At 67.0% G+C, this 17,047-nt stretch carries 17 protein-coding genes; 10 read left to right on the top strand and 7 right to left on the bottom strand.

The window, feature by feature from the left end:
- Nucleotides 1-50: 50 nt before the first annotated feature.
- Nucleotides 51-1,982, top strand: coding sequence for a glycosyltransferase family 39 protein (locus tag G6N44_RS05740; protein WP_163661930.1), 1,932 nt, complete (start codon nt 51-53; stop codon nt 1,980-1,982).
- Here the strand turns inward: G6N44_RS05740 and G6N44_RS05735 are convergent.
- Both G6N44_RS05735 and G6N44_RS05730 read right to left on the bottom strand, forming a co-directional pair.
- Nucleotides 1,957-2,847 carry an NAD(P)-dependent oxidoreductase gene (locus G6N44_RS05735; protein WP_163661928.1) on the bottom strand — a complete coding sequence of 297 codons (891 nt, stop codon included), beginning with the start codon at nt 2,845-2,847 and terminating at the stop codon, nt 1,957-1,959. The genes G6N44_RS05740 and G6N44_RS05735 overlap by 26 nt on opposite strands.
- Nucleotides 2,840-3,235, bottom strand: coding sequence for a carboxymuconolactone decarboxylase family protein (locus tag G6N44_RS05730; protein ID WP_163669637.1), 396 nt, complete (start codon nt 3,233-3,235; stop codon nt 2,840-2,842). The genes G6N44_RS05735 and G6N44_RS05730 overlap by 8 nt, the downstream gene beginning before the upstream one ends.
- An 81-nt stretch (nt 3,236-3,316) precedes the next feature.
- Between G6N44_RS05730 and G6N44_RS05725 the strand changes: the two genes are divergently transcribed.
- From G6N44_RS05725 to G6N44_RS05715, 3 genes are all read left to right on the top strand, one after another.
- The gene (locus tag G6N44_RS05725) at nt 3,317-3,640 is read left to right on the top strand and encodes a hypothetical protein (RefSeq protein WP_163661926.1); all 324 of its coding nucleotides are present in this window, start codon (nt 3,317-3,319) and stop codon (nt 3,638-3,640) included.
- 79 nt (nt 3,641-3,719) lie between these two features.
- The gene (locus tag G6N44_RS05720; RefSeq protein ID WP_163661924.1) at nt 3,720-4,475 is read left to right on the top strand and encodes a YebC/PmpR family DNA-binding transcriptional regulator; all 756 of its coding nucleotides are present in this window, start codon (nt 3,720-3,722) and stop codon (nt 4,473-4,475) included.
- A complete protein-coding gene (locus G6N44_RS05715; RefSeq protein ID WP_163661923.1) occupies nt 4,475-4,876 on the top strand; it encodes a hypothetical protein in 402 nt (133 codons plus the stop codon). Before G6N44_RS05720 ends, G6N44_RS05715 begins: the two co-directional genes overlap by 1 nt.
- On the opposite strand, the gene G6N44_RS05710 is transcribed toward G6N44_RS05715, so the two are convergent.
- On the bottom strand, nt 4,845-5,504 hold the full coding sequence (locus G6N44_RS05710; protein WP_163661921.1) for an SDR family oxidoreductase: 660 nt from the start codon (nt 5,502-5,504) through the stop codon (nt 4,845-4,847). The two genes, G6N44_RS05715 and G6N44_RS05710, sit on opposite strands and share 32 nt — an antisense overlap.
- Before the next feature lie 36 nt (nt 5,505-5,540).
- A complete protein-coding gene (locus G6N44_RS05705; RefSeq protein WP_163661918.1) occupies nt 5,541-6,374 on the bottom strand; it encodes an alpha/beta fold hydrolase in 834 nt (277 codons plus the stop codon).
- A 68-nt stretch (nt 6,375-6,442) separates the two neighbouring features.
- On the opposite strand from G6N44_RS05705, the gene G6N44_RS05700 reads away from it, so the two are divergent.
- The 5 genes from G6N44_RS05700 to G6N44_RS05680 all read left to right on the top strand — a co-directional run bounded on the left by G6N44_RS05700 (nt 6,443) and on the right by G6N44_RS05680 (nt 9,712).
- Nucleotides 6,443-7,039 carry a TetR/AcrR family transcriptional regulator gene (locus G6N44_RS05700; RefSeq protein WP_163661916.1) on the top strand — a complete coding sequence of 199 codons (597 nt, stop codon included), beginning with the start codon at nt 6,443-6,445 and terminating at the stop codon, nt 7,037-7,039.
- Nucleotides 7,040-7,111: 72 nt separating this feature from the next.
- Nucleotides 7,112-7,681, top strand: coding sequence for a crossover junction endodeoxyribonuclease RuvC (gene ruvC, locus G6N44_RS05695; RefSeq protein WP_163661914.1), 570 nt, complete (start codon nt 7,112-7,114; stop codon nt 7,679-7,681).
- Entirely contained in the window at nt 7,678-8,265 is a 588-nt protein-coding gene (ruvA, locus tag G6N44_RS05690) for a Holliday junction branch migration protein RuvA (protein ID WP_163661912.1), read from the top strand. The genes ruvC and ruvA overlap by 4 nt, the downstream gene beginning before the upstream one ends.
- Entirely contained in the window at nt 8,265-9,320 is a 1,056-nt protein-coding gene (ruvB, locus tag G6N44_RS05685; RefSeq protein WP_163661910.1) for a Holliday junction branch migration DNA helicase RuvB, read from the top strand. Before ruvA ends, ruvB begins: the two co-directional genes overlap by 1 nt.
- A 5-nt stretch (nt 9,321-9,325) precedes the next feature.
- Nucleotides 9,326-9,712, top strand: coding sequence for a DUF1304 domain-containing protein (locus tag G6N44_RS05680; protein ID WP_163661908.1), 387 nt, complete (start codon nt 9,326-9,328; stop codon nt 9,710-9,712).
- Here the strand turns inward: G6N44_RS05680 and G6N44_RS05675 are convergent.
- Nucleotides 9,709-10,977, bottom strand: a complete 1,269-nt coding sequence (locus tag G6N44_RS05675) for an HNH endonuclease (protein ID WP_163661906.1) — start codon at nt 10,975-10,977, stop codon at nt 9,709-9,711. The two genes, G6N44_RS05680 and G6N44_RS05675, sit on opposite strands and share 4 nt — an antisense overlap.
- Nucleotides 10,978-11,124: 147 nt before the next feature.
- The gene (car, locus tag G6N44_RS05670; RefSeq protein WP_163661904.1) at nt 11,125-14,592 is read right to left on the bottom strand and encodes a carboxylic acid reductase; all 3,468 of its coding nucleotides are present in this window, start codon (nt 14,590-14,592) and stop codon (nt 11,125-11,127) included.
- A 401-nt stretch (nt 14,593-14,993) separates the two neighbouring features.
- Here car and G6N44_RS05665 point away from each other — a divergent pair, with 401 nt between their 5' ends.
- Nucleotides 14,994-15,596, top strand: coding sequence for a hypothetical protein (locus G6N44_RS05665; protein WP_163661902.1), 603 nt, complete (start codon nt 14,994-14,996; stop codon nt 15,594-15,596).
- A 13-nt stretch (nt 15,597-15,609) separates the two neighbouring features.
- On the opposite strand, the gene gabT is transcribed toward G6N44_RS05665, so the two are convergent.
- Nucleotides 15,610-16,950 carry a 4-aminobutyrate--2-oxoglutarate transaminase gene (gene gabT / locus G6N44_RS05660; protein ID WP_163661900.1) on the bottom strand — a complete coding sequence of 447 codons (1,341 nt, stop codon included), beginning with the start codon at nt 16,948-16,950 and terminating at the stop codon, nt 15,610-15,612.
- Between the last annotated feature and the right edge of the window lie 97 nt (nt 16,951-17,047).

Genomic DNA, 17,047 nt, shown 5'->3' with positions numbered 1-17,047 from the left:
ACTACCCGGCTGGCACTCAGCTCGGTCAAATCTCGGCACGCCTTAATCGAGTGGTGACATCGACTCTTGACCAACGGTCGGCGGCGGATCCGGATCTTGCACCGATCGAGGGCGCCCGACCGGTGCGAGGGGATTCCTCCCGGGCCGAACGCCTGGCGCCGCCCGCTCTGCTGGCCGCCACGGCCCTGGCCTACCTGTGGCACATCACCGTCAACGGCATGGGCAACCAGTTCTACGCTGCCTCCGCCTGGGCGGGGTCGCGGAGTTGGAAGGCGTTGCTGTTCGGATCGCTGGATCCGGCCAATTTCATCACCGTGGACAAGCCGCCGGTGTCGCAGTGGGTGCTGGGGCTGTCCGGTCAGCTGTTCGGGTTCACCAGTGCCGGCATGCTCATCCCCGAGGCGTTGATGGCCGTCGGTTCGGTCGCGCTGCTCTACGGTGCGGTCCGCCGTATCAGTGGTCCGCGGGCGGCGCTGCTGGCCGGTGCCGTGCTGGCGCTGACGCCGGTGGCCGCGCTGATGTTCCGGTTCAACAATCCCGACGCGGTCATGGTGTTGCTGATGACGGCCGCCGCCTACTGCGCGGTGCGCGCGTTGCAGGGCGCTGGTGCCCGGTGGCTGATGCTGGCCGGCGTGGCGCTGGGGTTCGCGTTCCTGGCCAAGATGCTCGAGGGGCTGATGGTGATGCCGGCCATCGGGCTGGTGTATCTGGTGGCCGCACCCGTCACAGCGCGCCGCCGGCTCATGCACCTGGCGGGCTCGCTGGCGGCGTTCCTCGTCTCGGCCGGATGGTTCGTGGTGCTCACCCTGCTGTGGCCCGCCTCGTCGCGGCCCTACCTCGCCGGGTCCACCGACAACAACTTCATGAATCTGGTGTTGGGCTACAACGGATTCGGCCGGGTTCTCGGCCACAACCATGACGGCATGCACGTCGACGTCGATCCGGCGGCCGCGGCGGCGCAGCACCACGGTGGCTTCGGTGGCTTCGGTGGGTTCGGCAACCAGGCCCAGGGCCTGCCACGCCTGTTCACCGGCGAGTTCGGGTTCGAGATCGGCTGGCTGCTGCCGGCCGGCCTGCTCGCCGTGGTGCTGGTCGTGATCTCGCGGCGCGGCCGGCCCCGAACTGACCTCGTCCGTGCCGGAACCATCCTGTTCGGCAGCTGGCTCGTGATCGACGGCTCGGTTCTCAGTTTCATGAAGAGCATGGTCCACCCGTACTACTGCCTGTCGCTGGCGCCTGCCGTGGCCGCGATGTTCGCGATCGGTGTCACCGAGATGTGGCGCCGGCGTGATGACCGGCTGGGTCAGATCGGTTTGGCGACAATGCTTCTGGGCACCGCAGGGTGGAGTTTCTGGATCCTGGCCCGTAATGCGTCGTGGCTGCCACCGCTGCGCTGGGCAATCGTGGTGACCGCCGGCGCCGCCACGACCACCCTGTTGTGGGCACTGCGGAGGGGACACCGCGCCACCGCCGCCGCCGCGCTCGCAGTGGCGATCATCGGTGGGCTGGCCGGATCCACCGCCTACACCGTCGCCACCCTGGAACAGTCGCACACCGGAGGCGGCCCGAGTGTGGGGCCCGCCGACCCCGACGGCAACCACAACCACGGATGGAACTCGGACAATCCCGAGGTGAACGCGATGCTGCGCGGCACCGACACCACGTGGTCGGCGGCCATCAACAGGTCCGGGGCTGCGGCCGGCCTCGAATTGTCCACCGACACAGCGGTGATGGCGATCGGCGGCTTCACCGGAACCGATCCGGCGCCGACGCTGGAGCAGTTCCAGACCTACGTCGCCGACCGGCAGATCACCTACTACATCCTTCCGGAGTCCAAAGCCGACCGCGGCGGCTTCTTCGGCAACAATTCCCACACCGACATCTCCGAATGGGTGAAAGCGAACTTCACCTCGACCAAGGTAGGTTCGGACACGGTCTACGACCTGAGTGCACCTCTCACCGGGACCCTCCCTCGACAGTGACGCCCGCGGCCGCCTCCATCGGTTTGATCACGGAGGTGAAGTCGGATTCGGGTCCCTCGGTGTGCAGGGTGTGCTCCCAGATCCGTTGCACGGTCTGGGCCATCTCCACCGGTAGGCCGAGCGTGGTGGCCTCGGCGAGGTAGAGCCCGACATCTTTGGTCATCAGGCCGGTGGCAAACCCGTAGTCGAACGTGCGGGGGAGTACCGCGCGCGGGAACTTGTCGCGGCTGGCATGCGTGCCACCGGATCCGGCGTTGAGCACGTCGATCATCACGTCGGCGCTCAGACCGGCCTTGACGCCCATCACCATCACCTCGGCGGTCGCGGCCAGGGTGGTGGCGGCCATGAGGTTGTTGATCAGCTTCATGGTCTGCGCTGCGCCAGGCTGTTCGGATACGAAGATCGCCCGACCGAGAACCTCGAAAACAGTTGCCAACGAATCGAATTCGCTGCGCGGTCCGGAGACCATGATCGCCAGGGTGCCGGCCTGGGCGCCGTGCATTCCGCCGCTGACCGGGCTGTCGAGCGCGGCGATGCCCCGTGCGCCGAGGAGTGCGTGATTGCGTTGTGCGGCTTGGCCTCCCACTGTCGACAGGTCGACGAAACGCTGTACCCGGGATCCGGTGGCGACGTCGGCCACCACGGACTCGGAGATCTGCGGGGTCGGCAGGCTGGCCAGAACCGTCTCGGCCCGGTCGGCCACATCGCGCACCGACCGCGCCGGCTGAGCACCCAGCGCGGCTGCGTTGGCGAGCACGTCCGCACGGACGTCGAAGACCACCACCGGAAATCCGGCCGTCGACAGCCGGCTGATCATCGGAAAACCCATGTTGCCCAGGCCGATGAAGCCGATCGGTTCACTCATCGGCTGCCGGGCTCTCGTCGAGGTCGGCGAACACGGCGCGGGCCAGCCGGAAGCTGTCGACCGCGGCCGGGATGCCGGCGTAGATGCCCACCTGCAGGAAGATCTCGCAGATCTCCTCCCGGGTGACGCCGTTGGTGAGGGCGCCGCGGAGGTGTGTGCTCAACTCGTTCGGCCGGTTGAGCACCGCGATCATCGCGAGGTTGAGCATGCTGCGGGTCTTCAGTTCCAGACCGTCGCGGCCCCAGACTGCGCCCCAGCAGTATTCGGTGACCAGGTCCTGCAACGGTTTGGAGAAGGCGTCGACGTTGCCGGCAGCCGTGCGGACGTACTCCTCACCGAGGACTGCGGTGCGGATCGCCAATCCCTTGTCGTACGTGTCTTGATCCATGGTGTCCTCTCGGAAGTAGCGAGCCGTCATGGTCTGCGCGGCCTCCAAGTTACGTCCCACGGTGCGGCGTACGCTGCCGACATGTCTGCGTCGCCAACGGCCGTTCGGCGCAGGCCGGGTGTCGTCGAGTCGGTGATCAGTTGGGCCGCGTGGGCGGTGGTCGGCCTGCTCGTGCTGTTGTTGGTGTACGCCTCGATCATTCCTCTGGGTTTCAGTGGGGCGTCCCCCGAACAGGCCGATGCGGCCGGGACCCTGGTGGGGTGGTTGGTACTCACCCTGGCGATCGTGGTGCTCGCGCCGATCGGGATGGCGATCGGACATTGGCGGCGGTGGCACATCTGGTACTGGCCGGTGCTGTGCAGCGCCGCGGCGGCTGTCACTTTCGTCGTGCTGCGGGCACTATAGGCGTCGTATCGAGTGGGGCAGGACCGGCCACGTAGACTGGGGGGCCGGAGTTTTAACCGGGAAAGAGGGCAGAACCTGCATGAGCGGCCATTCCAAGTGGGCGACCACCAAGCACAAGAAGGCCGTCGTCGACGCCAAGCGCGGCAAGATGTTCGCCAAGTTGATCAAGAACATCGAGGTCGCAGCCCGTGTTGGCGGCGGTGACCCGGCCGGCAACCCCACGCTCTATGACGCGATCCAGAAGGCCAAGAAGTCTTCGGTTCCCAATGACAACATCGAGCGGGCTCGCAAGCGTGGCGGTGGTGAAGAGGCCGGTGGCGCCGACTGGCAGAACATCACCTATGAGGGCTACGGCCCCAACGGGGTGGCCGTGCTCATCGAATGTCTGACCGACAACCGCAACCGCGCCGCCGGTGAGGTCCGCGTCGCGATGACCCGCAACGGCGGCAACATGGCCGACCCGGGTTCGGTGGCCTACCTGTTCACCCGCAAGGGCGTGGTGACGCTGGAGAAGAACGGCCTGACCGAGGACGACGTGCTGATGGCCGTCCTGGAGGCGGGCGCCGAAGAGGTCAACGACCTAGGCGACGCCTTCGAGATCATCGCCGAGCCCACCGACCTGGTCGCGGTACGCACCGCGCTGCAGGATGCCGGCATCGACTACGACTCGGCCGAGGCCAGCTTCCAACCCTCGGTGAGCGTGCCCGTCGACCTCGAGGGCGCCCGTAAGGTGCTCAAGCTCGTCGATGCGCTGGAAGACAGCGACGACGTGCAAGAGGTGTACACCAACATCGACATCCCCGACGATGTCGCCGCACAGCTCGACGAAGAGTAGTGGCAAGCGTCCTCGACCCTGAGGGCGTCACATGGACGGTGCGCCGGCGTTGGTTGCCCTGGCGTCCGCGTCGAAAGATGCCCGACGAGTGGGGTTTTGGCGATACGTCCTTCGGCAACGGGGACGACATCATCAGCATCGTGCTGAACATCGCCCTGATAGTGCTGTTGATCCCGGCGCTGGTGTTGGCGTTGCTGGTGGCCGCGGAGTTCCTGCTGTTGCTGCTCCTGCTGCCGCTGTGGGTGCTGGCCCGCTCGTTGTTCGGCACGCCGTGGATCGTCGTGGTGCGCCGTGACCACAAGATCGTCGCCGAGGAAGCCGTGCCCGGATGGGCCGCAACCACCGCCCGCATCGTTCAGATCAAGTCGGTCATCGCATCTGGCGCAGCGCTGCGTCGATAGGCGTCTCGCCCGAGATGACCTCGAAGGTGCGTCCGGTGGTCTCCGGTTCATGCAGGACGGCGAGCAGCACGCGGGCGACGTCTTCGCGGGGAACGCTTCCGCGGCCGGTCGATTCGGCGATGGTGACGTTTCCGGTGCCCGGTTCGTCGGTGAGCCCGCCCGGTCGCACGATCGTGGTGCGCAGTCCGGTGCGTGCCCGCACGTCGGCGTCGGCCTCAGACTTCGCCCGCATGTACGCCAGGAACACCTCGTCGTAGTTCTTGTCGAGCGACCGGTCGTCGGCGGCCAAGGCCGAGACCATCACGTACCGGCCCACACCCGCGGCCTCGGCGGCGTCGGCCAGCACGATCGCGGCGTCGCGATCCACGGTCTGTTTGCGGTCTGCCCCGCTGCCGGGACCGGCACCGGCGGCAAACACCACCGCGTCGGCGCCGCGCACCGCGTCGGCCACCTCGGTAACCGACGCTTGCTCCAGATCCACAACGACGGCCTTGGCCCCTGCGGCCTCTAGATCGGCCGCCTGGGCCGAGTTGCGGATGAGGCCGACTGCCTCGTCGCCCCGCGCCGACAACAGCCGCTCGAGGATCAGGGCGATCTTTCCGTGTCCACCTGCAATCACTACTCGCATGTCCCTACCTCCCTCGGACACGGTATCCCCGTTCGCTCACTGGGCCAGGAACCGGCCGATCTCGGAGGCGGTCTGTTCGGGTTGATCGAGCATGACGAGTACCCGGGCGTCCTCGATGTGTCGGAGCTGTCCGTTCGGGAGCAGGTCGGCCAGCCGTTGCCCATGCGCGGTGGGCATCACGGTGTTGTCGCTCCACAACACCAATGCGGGGCCGGTGAAATCGGCCAGGGCGTTGGTGGCCCGGATCAGCTCCGGCTTGTCGAATCGGCTGCGGCAGTAGCGGATCAGGTCGCGGCGAATTCGCGGATCGGCCAGCGCGGCATTGGTCCATCCCTCGAAAACATCTTGGGGAATCGGCTTTTTCGACATCTGCCCGAACATCATCGGTAGCCTGCGCAGCCAGCTGATCCGCATCTGGCGCAGGGCGAAGGCCACGGTGCCGGTGGTGCGGGTGGCGAGCCAGAGCACCTTGGCGGCCGGAGCCGGCGGGAAGTTGTCGAACGCTTCCGCAGGGCAGATCACCAACCGCGCAATCCGTTTGTCGCGGCCGGTATCGGTCAGCAACAGCGGCCCGCCCCAGTCACTGATGACCAGGGTGACATCGGCCAGGTCCAGGGCATCGAGGAAATCGGCGAGGATGTCGAGCATCCCGTTCATCTTGAGGTCGGCGTCCTCGCGCATCGGGATGCGGTGCCCGCCCATCGGGAGTACCGGCAGCAGATAGCGGAATCCGGTGGGCAACAGGGGCAGCGTCGAACTCCACTGGGTGTCGTTCATGAGCAGCCCGTGTAGCAGCACCACCGGCGGACCTGTCGGGTTGCCTTCCTCGCGGTATTCGACGGTTCCAGCGGACAGGTCTACTGACTTCATGGTGGCCTTCCCATTGTTAGAACGCTGATTCTAGAACTAATGCTCTAGTGTGTCGGCAGGAGGTTTGAATGGCAAGGTCTACGAGGGAGGCGATCTTGACCGCCGCGGCCGAGCTGATGCGGCACAAGGGCTACGCGGCGGTCGGGATGAAGGACATTGTGGTGGCGTCGGGGGCTCCGATCGGTTCGCTCTACCACCACTTCCCGGGTGGGAAGTGCCAGATCGCCCGCGAGGCGCTGGTCGACGCGGGCGCCGCCTACGGATTGCTCATCCCGACGATCGTCGACGAGTACGACGACCTGGGTGAGGCGATCGAGGGAGTGTTCACCCAGGCCGCGGCGGACATGGCCGCCACCGGCTTTGCGAACCTGTGCCCGGTCGGCACCGTGGCGGGCGAAACCGCCGACACAGTCGAGGAATTGCGGGTCGCGGCGGCCGGCGTGTTCAATGCGTGGTTCGACGGCGGTGCAGCTTATTTCGCGCAACGCGGTGTCGACCCCGCGAATGCTCGCAACGTCACGATGGCGCTCGTCGCCGCACTCGAAGGCGGGTTCATCCTGGCCCGCACGCTGCGCGACGTCGAGCCGTTGCTGGCCGCCGGCCGCGCACTGGGCCCGCAATACCGGGGGATCACGCTCGGGGTGAGCGTATTCGCCGAGGACTGAGCGTGTCCCTGCGGCCGGCTGTCGTCGGCTCGCGCTAGGCTATCGAACAGGTGTTCTGACGAAGGGGTTCGTGTGCGGGTGATGGGAGTGGATCCCGGGTTGACGCGCTGCGGCCTGTCGGTGGTCGAGAGTGGCAAGGGTCGGCAGGTCACCGCGCTGGATGTGGACGTGGTGCGCACCCCGGCGGACGCACCGCTGCAGAAGCGGTTGCTGGAGATCAGCGACGTGGCCGAGTACTGGATGGACACTCACCGGCCCGACGTGATCGCGATCGAGCGGGTCTTCGCTCAACAGAATGTTTCCACCGTGATGGGTACGGCCCAGGCCGGCGGGGTGATCGCGCTCGCCGCCGCCCGGCGGGACATCGAGGTGCACTTCCACACCCCCTCCGAGGTGAAGGCGGCAGTCACCGGCAATGGCCGCGCCGACAAAGCTCAGGTCACCGAGATGATCACCAGAATTCTTGCGCTGCAAGCCAAGCCGACCCCGGCGGACGCCGCCGACGCGCTGGCCCTGGCTATCTGCCACTGCTGGCGCGCCCCGATGATCGAGCGGATGGCCGCCGCCGAGGCGATGGCCGCCGAACAGCGCCGCAAATACCAGGCCCGGTTGAAGGCCACGGCGAAGGCGGCCCGGGCATGATCGCGTCGGTGCGCGGTGAGGTCATCGACATCGCTCTCGACCATGCCGTGATCGAGGCCGCCGGCGTGGGCTACAAGGTGATGGCGACCCCGTCGACCCTGGCCAACCTGCGCCGCGGTACCGAATCGCGGCTGATCACCGCGATGATCGTGCGCGAGGATTCGATGACGCTGTACGGGTTCGTCGACGGTGAGGCCCGCGACCTGTTCCTCACACTGCTGGGGGTATCGGGCGTCGGCCCGAAGATCGCATTGGCGACGCTCGCGGTCTACGACCCGCAGGCTCTGCGCCAGGCGCTGGCCGACGGAGACGTGACGGCGTTGACCCGGGTTCCCGGCATCGGCAAACGCGGTGCCGAACGTATGGTGCTCGAACTGCGCGACAAGATCGGGCCGGTCACTCCGGGGGCCATCGGTGCGGCGATCGGTCACGCGGTGCGGGCACCGGTGGTGGAAGCCCTTGTCGGACTTGGCTTTGCAGCCAAGCAGGCCGAGGAGGCCACCGACAAGGTGCTGGCCAATGATCCGGAGGCCACCACGGCGTCCGCGCTGCGGGCGGCGCTGTCCATGTTGGGTAAGAAGTAATGGGCCGCTTCGACGATACCGAGGAGCCCGACGATCGGGAGGTTTCACCGGCGCTGACCGTCGGTGAGGGCGATGTCGACGCCAGCCTGCGCCCACGCTCGCTGGGGGAGTTCATCGGTCAGCCCCGGGTCCGAGAGCAGCTGCAACTGGTCCTTGAGGGCGCCAAGAACCGCGGTGGCACACCCGATCACATCCTGTTGTCGGGTCCGCCCGGGCTGGGTAAGACCTCGCTGGCGATGATCATCGCCGCCGAGCTGGGCTCCTCGCTGCGGCTCACCTCCGGTCCCGCGCTGGAGCGGGCCGGTGACCTGGCCGCGATGCTGTCCAACCTCGTCGAGCACGATGTGCTGTTCATCGACGAGATCCACCGCATCGCGCGGCCGGCCGAGGAAATGCTGTATCTGGCGATGGAGGACTTCCGCGTCGACGTGGTGGTGGGGAAAGGCCCTGGGGCCACGTCGATCCCGCTCGAAGTCGCACCCTTCACGTTGGTGGGGGCGACCACCCGATCCGGGGCTCTGACCGGTCCGCTGCGTGACCGGTTCGGTTTCACCGCGCACATGGATTTCTACGAACCGGTCGAACTCGAGCGGGTTCTGGCCCGGTCGGCCGGCATCCTCGGCATCGAATTGGGCAGCGAGGCCGGTACCGAGATCGCCCGACGCTCCCGGGGTACGCCCCGCATCGCCAACCGGCTGCTGCGCCGGGTACGGGACTACGCGGAGGTCCGCGCGGACGGGGTGATCACCCGCGATATCGCCAAGGCTGCGCTGGAGGTCTACGACGTCGACGAACTCGGGCTCGATCGCCTGGATCGTGCCGTGTTGTCGGCGCTCACCCGCAGTTTCGGCGGCGGTCCGGTCGGCGTGTCGACCTTGGCCGTGGCGGTGGGGGAGGAAGCCACCACCGTCGAAGAGGTCTGCGAGCCTTTCCTGGTGCGTGCCGGCATGGTGGCCCGCACGCCCCGGGGCCGGGTGGCCACGCCGCTGGCATGGACACATCTGGGTATGCAACCGCCGATCACCGGACTGGGGCAGACCGGGCTGTTTGAATAGACCGCATGGTCATCGCCGGTCTGGTGTTCGCCGCGCTCGCCGCGGCCCTGCACGTCTACATCTTCGTGATGGAGTCGCTGACCTGGACGTCACCACGCACCCGCGCCACCTTCGGGATCAGTGTGGAGGAGGCGACGGCCACCAAGGAGCTGGCCTTCAACCAGGGCTTCTACAACCTGTTCCTGGCGATCGTCACGGCCGTGGGCATCGTCGCGATGGGTGTGGGGCACAACGCGGCGGGAGCCGCCCTGGTGTTTGCCGGCGTCGGCTCCATGCTGGCCGCGGCCGCAGTGCTGCTGACCAGCTCGCCGGACAAGGCGCGGGCAGCCATCACGCAGGGTGTATTCCCGCTGATTGCGGTCGTGTTGCTGGCCGCGGCGCTACTGATCTAAGCGGCGCCCTTGTTGGTCACCACGTGGATTTCGCGGTTGAGTGTCCGGATCCCGCCGGGCAGTGGCGGCGCGGTGGAACGGTAGACCGCGCCGGTGGGGGTGATGTGTTCGGTGCAGTGGCGGCCGAACTCGTCGACGGTGGCCACCACGCGCCAGCCCGGTGATTCTTTGACGTAATTGCAGCGTTCACACAGTCCTTCGCCGTTGGCGGCGCTGGTCGGCCCATGGTGGTGATGCGGGGTTACGTGGTCGATGTGTCGTATCGGGGCATTGCAGTACGGGGTGCGGCAGATTTCGTCACGCACGGCGATGAAATGGGCGAGGCCTCTGGGAAAGCGTCGTGATCGGGATTCCATGGCGACCAGGGCACCGGTGTCGGGGGCGGCGTAGAGGCGGCGCAGGGTGGCCCAGGAATCGTCGTCGGCGACGGCATCGCTGATCAGGCGGCGCGCCATGGTGGCAGGGATGGGTCCGTAGCCCTCCAGGCGCGCGGGATGGGCGGACCCGCCGAACAGGGTGTTGTCGGAGAGCACGAGTTTGACCGCGACCGGGACGGGCACCGTGACATCGCGACCGGTCACGCGGGCCACCAAAGTATCGGCCATGGCCTGCCCGCGGTTGCGCCCGTCGGCGCAGCGATCGGCCGCTTCGGTGAGTGCAGAACGCACCGAAGCCGCATCCGTCGCGCGTAGCAGGGCGGTGACGATGGCCATGTCGTCGGCGGCGGGCCGAAACGTCACCGCCCGGTCTTCGGGGGCGCGGGCGGCGCGGTCGATGACAGCTTGCGGGTCCAGTTGGTAGGCAATGGTTTTGGCGTTGCCTCTGATGAGTTTGTCGCCGAGGCCGATCAGCGTCGTGGGGTCGGCGCAGAGTTGTTCGTCGAGACGGCGCCGATCGGCGGGGCACAGGCAGGTGGCTTCGCGAGCGATCAATCCTGCTCGCCACTCGGTGAGCGCCCCGCATTCCAGGGCGGCCAGGGTGTACGGCAGGTCATCGACGAGGACGCGGGCGTCGCTCAGGTGTTGCTGACCGCGGGTCGGGGAGTCTTGACGGGCCAGCCCGATCTCGGAGCCCAGCCCGCGGCCCCGCCGGGTGATGGATACCCCGGCCGCGGCTTCTGCGGCATGGCGGGCGGTTTCCAGAGCGGCGGTGGCACGCGCCTGGCCGGCCGCGGCGGCCGACTTGAGTCGTTCGAGCTCGGCGATGCGATCCCGCAGCGCCGCCTCGCCGGCAGTGGGGTCCACTTTCGAGAACGTATCGAACATATGTTCGAGTCTATGCGCGGGGTCTGACATATTTGGAAAAGTGGGTCCAGGTGCGGTTTTCCACCCAAGCGGCCAGTTACTGATCGGCCGCAGTCCTGGATAAGGACCGCGGCCGCTCAGGGGATTCTTCCCTGGTGGGGAAGTCGGTTACAGCAGTCCGAGCTGCTGCAGGTTGGTGATGTACTGCACGATGACCGCCGGGGTGACATGCGGGATGTCCTTGTCCGGCCCGATCTTGGCTTCCTGTACCGCGGCCCGGAACCGGTCGGTCGGCGCGATTGCGCCGAGCAACGGGTACGACGGCTGCTGGTAGTTGTGCAGCAGCGGCAACAGTGAGGCCTGACGCTGCCTGTCTGGAAGGGCGCGCAGCGCAGTGTCGAAGCGCTGCAACCACTGGCCGTAGTCGTCGATGCGGTGCACCGGGTAGCCGGCCTCGATCAGCCAGTCGGTGAACTCGTCGAGTCCGAGACCGTCGTCGTACGGGTTCATCACGTGGTAGGTCTCGAACCCCTGGGTGACGTGCACACCCAGCGTCGAGATGGCCTCGGAGATGAACTCGACCGGAAGCCCGTCGTAGTGGGCCCGTTGGCGGTTGCCGTCAGCGTCGAGCTCGTAGAACGATCCGGGTGCGATGCCGGTGGCCACCAGGCTGAACATCAGCCGGGTGAACATGTCGGGCAGGTTGAGCTGGCCGGAGTAGGTGGTGTCGGCCAGGATCATGTCGCAGCGGAACACCGAGGCGGGCAGCCCGCACAGATCGTGCGCCTCCCGCAGCAGGACCTCGCCGGCCCACTTGCTGTTGCCGTAGCCGTTGGCGTAGGAATCGTCGACCTGCCGGGTCGGGCTGATCACCCGGATATCGGCATCCTCGACGAAGTCGCCGGGCTTGATGCCCCCGGCCACACCGATCGTCGAAACGTACACGAACGGCTTGATCTTCGTGGTGAGCGCGATGCGGATGAGCTCGGCGGTGCCGAGCGCGTTCGCGTCGAACATCTGGCTGTAGGGCAGCACGTGGTTGACCAGTGCGGCCGGGTCGACGATCAGGTCGACGTCGTCGGCCAATCGCTGCCAGGTGTCGTGGTCCAGACCCAGATCGGCTTCGCCCTTGTCGCCGGCGATCGCCTCGAGGTGGTCGGCCGCCAGTTCCCGGTAGTGGGCAAGCAGTTTCGGGTCACCCACATCGAAGGTGGCATCGAGGCGCGTGCGGGCCTCGGCGTCGCTCTTGGCGCGGACGAGACAGATCAACGTGCCGTCGACGAGGTCCATGCGCTCGAGCCATTCCAGGGCCAGGTAGCGGCCTAGGAAGCCGGTGGCGCCGGTGAGCAGCACGGTGCGAACCTCGGCCGGGGCCTTGGGCAGCGACGGTGCTGCGGCCAGGGTGTCGGCGTCGAGGAACTTGTCCAGCGTGAGGTCGCGGGCATGTACCTCGGTGGCGTCACGTCCGTGCACCGAGGCGTAGGTCGGGCGCTTGGATCCGTGCCGCTGCGCTTCGATGTAGCCGGCGATGCCGGCCAGATCGGTGGCCGGGCTGACGATCACACCGACCGGCACGTCCACGTCGAAGATCTCGTGCAGCAGGTTGGAGAAAGTCAACGCCGACAATGAATCTCCGCCCAGATCGGTGAAGTGGGCATCGGGCGCGAGGTCGGAGGTCGCGGCACTCAGCAGTGCCCCGGCGGCCCGGCTCACGGTGTCGAGGACCGGGGCGTCGGCGCCGCTGCGCCGCAGTTCACTCAACTCGTTGGCCTGACCTGCGGCCAGGTCGCTGTACAGCTGCTCCAACCGGTCGCCGTAGTGGTTCTTGAGATTGGGGCGGGCCAGCTTGCGGATACCGGTCAGCATGCCGTTCTCCAGGCTGAAAGGCGTTGTCTCCACGATGAAATCACGCGGCACCTCATACGACTGCAGCCCGGCCGCACGTGCCGCGTCCTGTAGGGAGTCGTTGATCGCCTGCTTCGACACGGAAGGATCGGTGGGCACGACCACGGCCAGCAGGTAGGAGCGTGCGCTGTTGCCGTAGATGAAGATCTGCCGCACCAGCGGGCTGTCCCCGAAGGCCGCCTCCAGCTTGGACACGGCGACGAACTCGCCCTGTGAAAGCTTGAGCACGTTGTTGCGCCGGTCGAGGTACTCCACGTGATCCGGTCCGAGTTCGGCCACGATGTCACCGGTGCGGTAATAGCCGTCCTCGTCGAACATCTCGGCGGTGATCTCCGGACGCTTGTAGTACCCGGGGAACATCTGCTCGGACTTCACCAGCAGCTCACCGCGCGGGTGCGGTCGGTCGGTGCGGAAGTAGCCCAGATCCGGAACGTCGACGAGCTTGTAGTCGATCACCGGCGGACGCTGGATCTGGCCGTCCACGAAGACCGAACCGGCCTCCGTCGAGCCGTAGCCTTCCAGCAGGTGCATGTCCAGCAGGCGTTCCACCCACGCCTTCATCTCGGCAGAGATCGGTGCGGAACCCGACATCGCGGAGACGAACCGCCCGCCGAGCAGCTTCTCGCGGACCTCGGTGAGCACCGCGTCTTCGTTGCCGCCGGCGCGGTCGAGGCGGCTCTGGTACTCACCGAACAGCATGTCCCAGATCCGCGGCACGAAGCTGAGCTGGGTGGGCCGGATCAGCGCGAGGTCGTCCAGGAAGGTCGAAAGGTCGCTGCGCGCAGCAAAATACGCGGTCCCGCCCGAGCTCAGGGTGCCGATCAGGATGCCGCGGCCCATGACATGGCTCATCGGCATGAAGTTGAGGGTGATCGCGGGCAACACGGCTTGCTGCGGGTCCCAATTGGCCTTGGCGGCGAGCTTCCACATGTTGGCGACCTTGCTCTCCGGGTACATCGCACCCTTGGGGGTGCCGGTGCTGCCCGAGGTGTAGATCAGCATGGCCAGCGGGTCGGCCTGGTCCGGGGTGTAGAGCGGTGCATCGGCCAGTGAGCGGCCGCGGTCCAGGACGTCGGTCAACGGCTCGACGACCACATCGGTATCCGACAGGGCCGCCTTGGCGGCGTCGAAGGCCTCGCGCTGAGTGTCGACCTGGGGAAGGTAGTCGAACACCACGAGGCGGCGGGGCGCGGGGCCGGACCGGACCAATTCGACTGCGTCGTCGAGGAAGTCGATGCTTGCCGCGATCACAACCGGTTCGGTCTCGGTGACGATCGGTTGCAGTGTGCTGACCGGGGCGCTGGTCTGCAGCGGCACCGACACGGCGCCGAGTTCGATGAGCGCGGTGTCGATGGTGGTGTAGTCGACGCTGGTGAAGCCGAGGATGGCGACGCGGTCGCCGGGCTTCACCAGGTGGTTGTGCCACGCATTCGTGACGGCCTGGACGCGGTCGCCCAGCTGGCGGTACGTGATGGTCTCGAAGCGGGGGAGCAGCTGGGCCGACGTGCGGCCGGCGGCATCGGTGACGAGGTCGACGGCCCGCTGTCCGAGCGCGGGGCGATCGGCGTACCCGGTGAGCACCGCTTTGACGACGGCCGGCAGCCGCATCTCGGGCTGGCCGACGGCGGCGTTGACGGTGTCGCTGGGGTAGGCGTCGGCGAACTGGGAATCAGTCTCTTGCAGGCGCGTGATGCGGCGTTGGAGCCGGTCCTCGCGTGTTTCGGTGGTCATATCAGGTCCCCTGAGCAAATCAAGATAACTATGGTCGGCACGCTTGCCGTGCCTACGAATTACTACGTTAGTAAAACTAATTATATTTCGACATTCCAGTTCTGGGGCTGCGAGATGCGTCACCCCGCCGTGCGCCCGCCCCGCTCCGATGTGGGACGGGCGCACAGGTCTTCGCGGGTATCAAACGGCATCGAACAACCCTCTTTGCAGATAGCGGAATTAGTCACCGGCGCGACGTTGCGCTATCGGACTACTACGTTAGTGAAACTAAACTTATTTCCAGAAAACCGACTGCCGCGCTGTCAATGTGCTGTGAGTCTGGCCGTGCCTGAGCGCTGTCTGGGTAGGGCCGTTACTGCCGCTGAGTTTGGGGTACCCACCGGGGTGTCAAAGGAGGCATCATGACCGAATTCGATACCCGTGGCAGCCGTCTGCGCATGCCACGCAGCCGCGGGGCTGCCAGCGGGTTTCTGCTGGTGTTGCTCGGGATCTGGGGTGCGCTGATCCCGTTCGTGGGACCGTACTTCGACTTCGCCTTCACGCCGGATCAGGACTGGGTGTGGACGTCGGCGCGCGGGTGGTTGGAGGTGCTTCCGGGCGCCGTCACGGCGCTGGGCGGCCTGCTCCTGCTGGTTTCGGGTAACCGGGCCACGGCCCATTTCGGCGCATGGCTGGCTGTACTCGGCGGAGCGTGGTTCGTAATCGGCCGGGCGCTCGCGGGGCCGTTGGGCATCGGCGACGCCGGGATGCCGATCGCCGTGACCGACGCCAAACGCGTCAGCCTCGAGCTGGCCTACTTCTCAGGCCTCGGGGCGTTGATCGTGTTTCTGGGAGCCGTCGCGCTGGGCCGACTGTCGGTCCGCACCGTGCGTGACGTCGAATACGTGCGGCGACCCGCCGAACCTGTCGCGGTCGCCGCCGCGCCGCCGACCGAATCCCTTACTGCGCCGCCACAGCGGAAGTGGCGCGGAATGTTCGGCCGGCGTCACACCCACGCACATTGATGTGTGCGATACGTCAGAGGTCGCGCAGGATCAGCTCGAGTACGTCGAGCCCCTCGATCAGCAGTTCGTCGCTGATCGTCAACGGCGGCAGGAAGCGCAGCACATTGCCGTAGGTGCCGCAGGACAGCACGATCACCCCGGCCGCATGGGCGCCGGCGCACAGTGCCTTGGTCAGCTCCGGGTCGGGCGTGGTCGTGCCGGCCTTGACCAGTTCGACGGCGATCATCGCTCCCCGGCCGCGCACGTCGCCGATGCGGTCGTCCTCGGCCTGCAACCGGCCCAGTCGGTCCTTCATCAGCACCTCGATGTGCTGGGCCCGGGCGACCAACCCATCGGCCTCGATGGTCTCGATGGTGGCCAGCGCCGCCGCGCAGGCGATCGGGTTGCCGCCGTAGGTGCCGCCCAACCCGGAGACATGCGGCGAGTCCATGATCTCGGCGCGGCCGGTCACCGCCGACAACGGCAGGCCGTCGGCGATCCCCTTGGCGGTCACGATGAGATCGGGATCGATGCCCTCGTGTTCGCAGGCGAACATGGCGCCGGTCCGGGCGAACCCGGTCTGCACCTCGTCGGCGATGAACACCACGTTGTTGTCGCGGCACCACCCCAACAGGGCGGGCAGGAAGCCGTCGGCCGGGACGATGAACCCGCCCTCGCCCTGGATTGGTTCGATGATCACCGCTGCCAGGTTGTCCGCGCCGATCTGCTTTTCCATCACGTCGATGGCCCGCTTGGCCGCCAGCGCGCCGTCAGTGGCCAGCTCCTTGCCGAACTCGGCGTCGCGATAGGGGTAGGACAACGGCGCCCGGTAGATCTCGGGGGCGAACGGGCCGAAGCCGTGCTTGTAGGGCATGGCCTTGGCGGTCAGCGCCATCGTGAGGTTGGTGCGCCCGTGATAGGCGTGGTCGAAGGCGACGACGGCGGTCTTGTGGGTGTAGGACCTGGCGATCTTGACGGCGTTCTCGACGGCCTCGGAACCGGAATTGAACAAGGCCGAACGCTTCTCGCCGTGCACCGGCGTGAGGCGGTTGAGGTGCTCGCAGACCGCGACGTACCGCTCATACGGCGTCACCATGAAGCACGTATGGGTGAAGTTGCCGGCTTGTGCGGCCACCGCCTCGACCACCCGCGGCGAGGAGTTGCCGATGGTGGTGACGGCAATGCCCGAGCCCAGATCAATGAGCCGATTACCGTCGACGTCCTCGACGATGCCGCCGCCGGCGCGGGTGGCATACACCGGCATGGTGGTGCCGACACCACGGGCGACAGCGGCCATCTTCCGGCCGCTCAAAGCCTCAGATTTCGGTCCCGGGATGGTGGTGGCCAGATGGCGGCTCTGCTCGGGATGACTCAACACAGCCTCCTGAATTCTCCAAGGGCGGCGCCGGAAAGAACGCGTTTCGAGCCTAGTCGTCATATCCGCCTGTCGGCGGCGAATGGGGTGGTCCGGG

Origin of the sequence: Mycolicibacterium alvei, assembly GCF_010727325.1 — a bacterium.
Classification (GTDB): domain Bacteria; phylum Actinomycetota; class Actinomycetes; order Mycobacteriales; family Mycobacteriaceae; genus Mycobacterium; species Mycobacterium alvei.
The sequence above is the reverse complement of the archived record's forward strand: the minus strand, read 5'-3'. Positions and strand labels throughout refer to the sequence as shown.

Excerpts from the sequence above, each read along its gene's own strand:
- G6N44_RS05675 (WP_163661906.1), bottom strand. The coding sequence starts at position 10,977 with ATGTTCGATACGTTCTCGAAAGTGGACCCCACTGCCGGCGAGGCGGCG.
- car (WP_163661904.1), bottom strand. The coding sequence starts at position 14,592 with ATGACCACCGAAACACGCGAGGACCGGCTCCAACGCCGCATCACGCGC.
- G6N44_RS05735 (WP_163661928.1), bottom strand. The coding sequence starts at position 2,847 with ATGAGTGAACCGATCGGCTTCATCGGCCTGGGCAACATGGGTTTTCCG.
- G6N44_RS05730 (WP_163669637.1), bottom strand. The coding sequence starts at position 3,235 with ATGGATCAAGACACGTACGACAAGGGATTGGCGATCCGCACCGCAGTC.
- G6N44_RS05710 (WP_163661921.1), bottom strand. The coding sequence starts at position 5,504 with ATGCGAGTAGTGATTGCAGGTGGACACGGAAAGATCGCCCTGATCCTC.
- G6N44_RS05725 (WP_163661926.1), top strand. The coding sequence starts at position 3,317 with ATGTCTGCGTCGCCAACGGCCGTTCGGCGCAGGCCGGGTGTCGTCGAG.
- G6N44_RS05680 (WP_163661908.1), top strand. The coding sequence starts at position 9,326 with ATGGTCATCGCCGGTCTGGTGTTCGCCGCGCTCGCCGCGGCCCTGCAC.
- G6N44_RS05665 (WP_163661902.1), top strand. The coding sequence starts at position 14,994 with ATGACCGAATTCGATACCCGTGGCAGCCGTCTGCGCATGCCACGCAGC.
- G6N44_RS05700 (WP_163661916.1), top strand. The coding sequence starts at position 6,443 with ATGGCAAGGTCTACGAGGGAGGCGATCTTGACCGCCGCGGCCGAGCTG.
- ruvB (WP_163661910.1), top strand. The coding sequence starts at position 8,265 with ATGGGCCGCTTCGACGATACCGAGGAGCCCGACGATCGGGAGGTTTCA.
- ruvA (WP_163661912.1), top strand. The coding sequence starts at position 7,678 with ATGATCGCGTCGGTGCGCGGTGAGGTCATCGACATCGCTCTCGACCAT.
- G6N44_RS05720 (WP_163661924.1), top strand. The coding sequence starts at position 3,720 with ATGAGCGGCCATTCCAAGTGGGCGACCACCAAGCACAAGAAGGCCGTC.
- G6N44_RS05705 (WP_163661918.1), bottom strand. The coding sequence starts at position 6,374 with ATGAAGTCAGTAGACCTGTCCGCTGGAACCGTCGAATACCGCGAGGAA.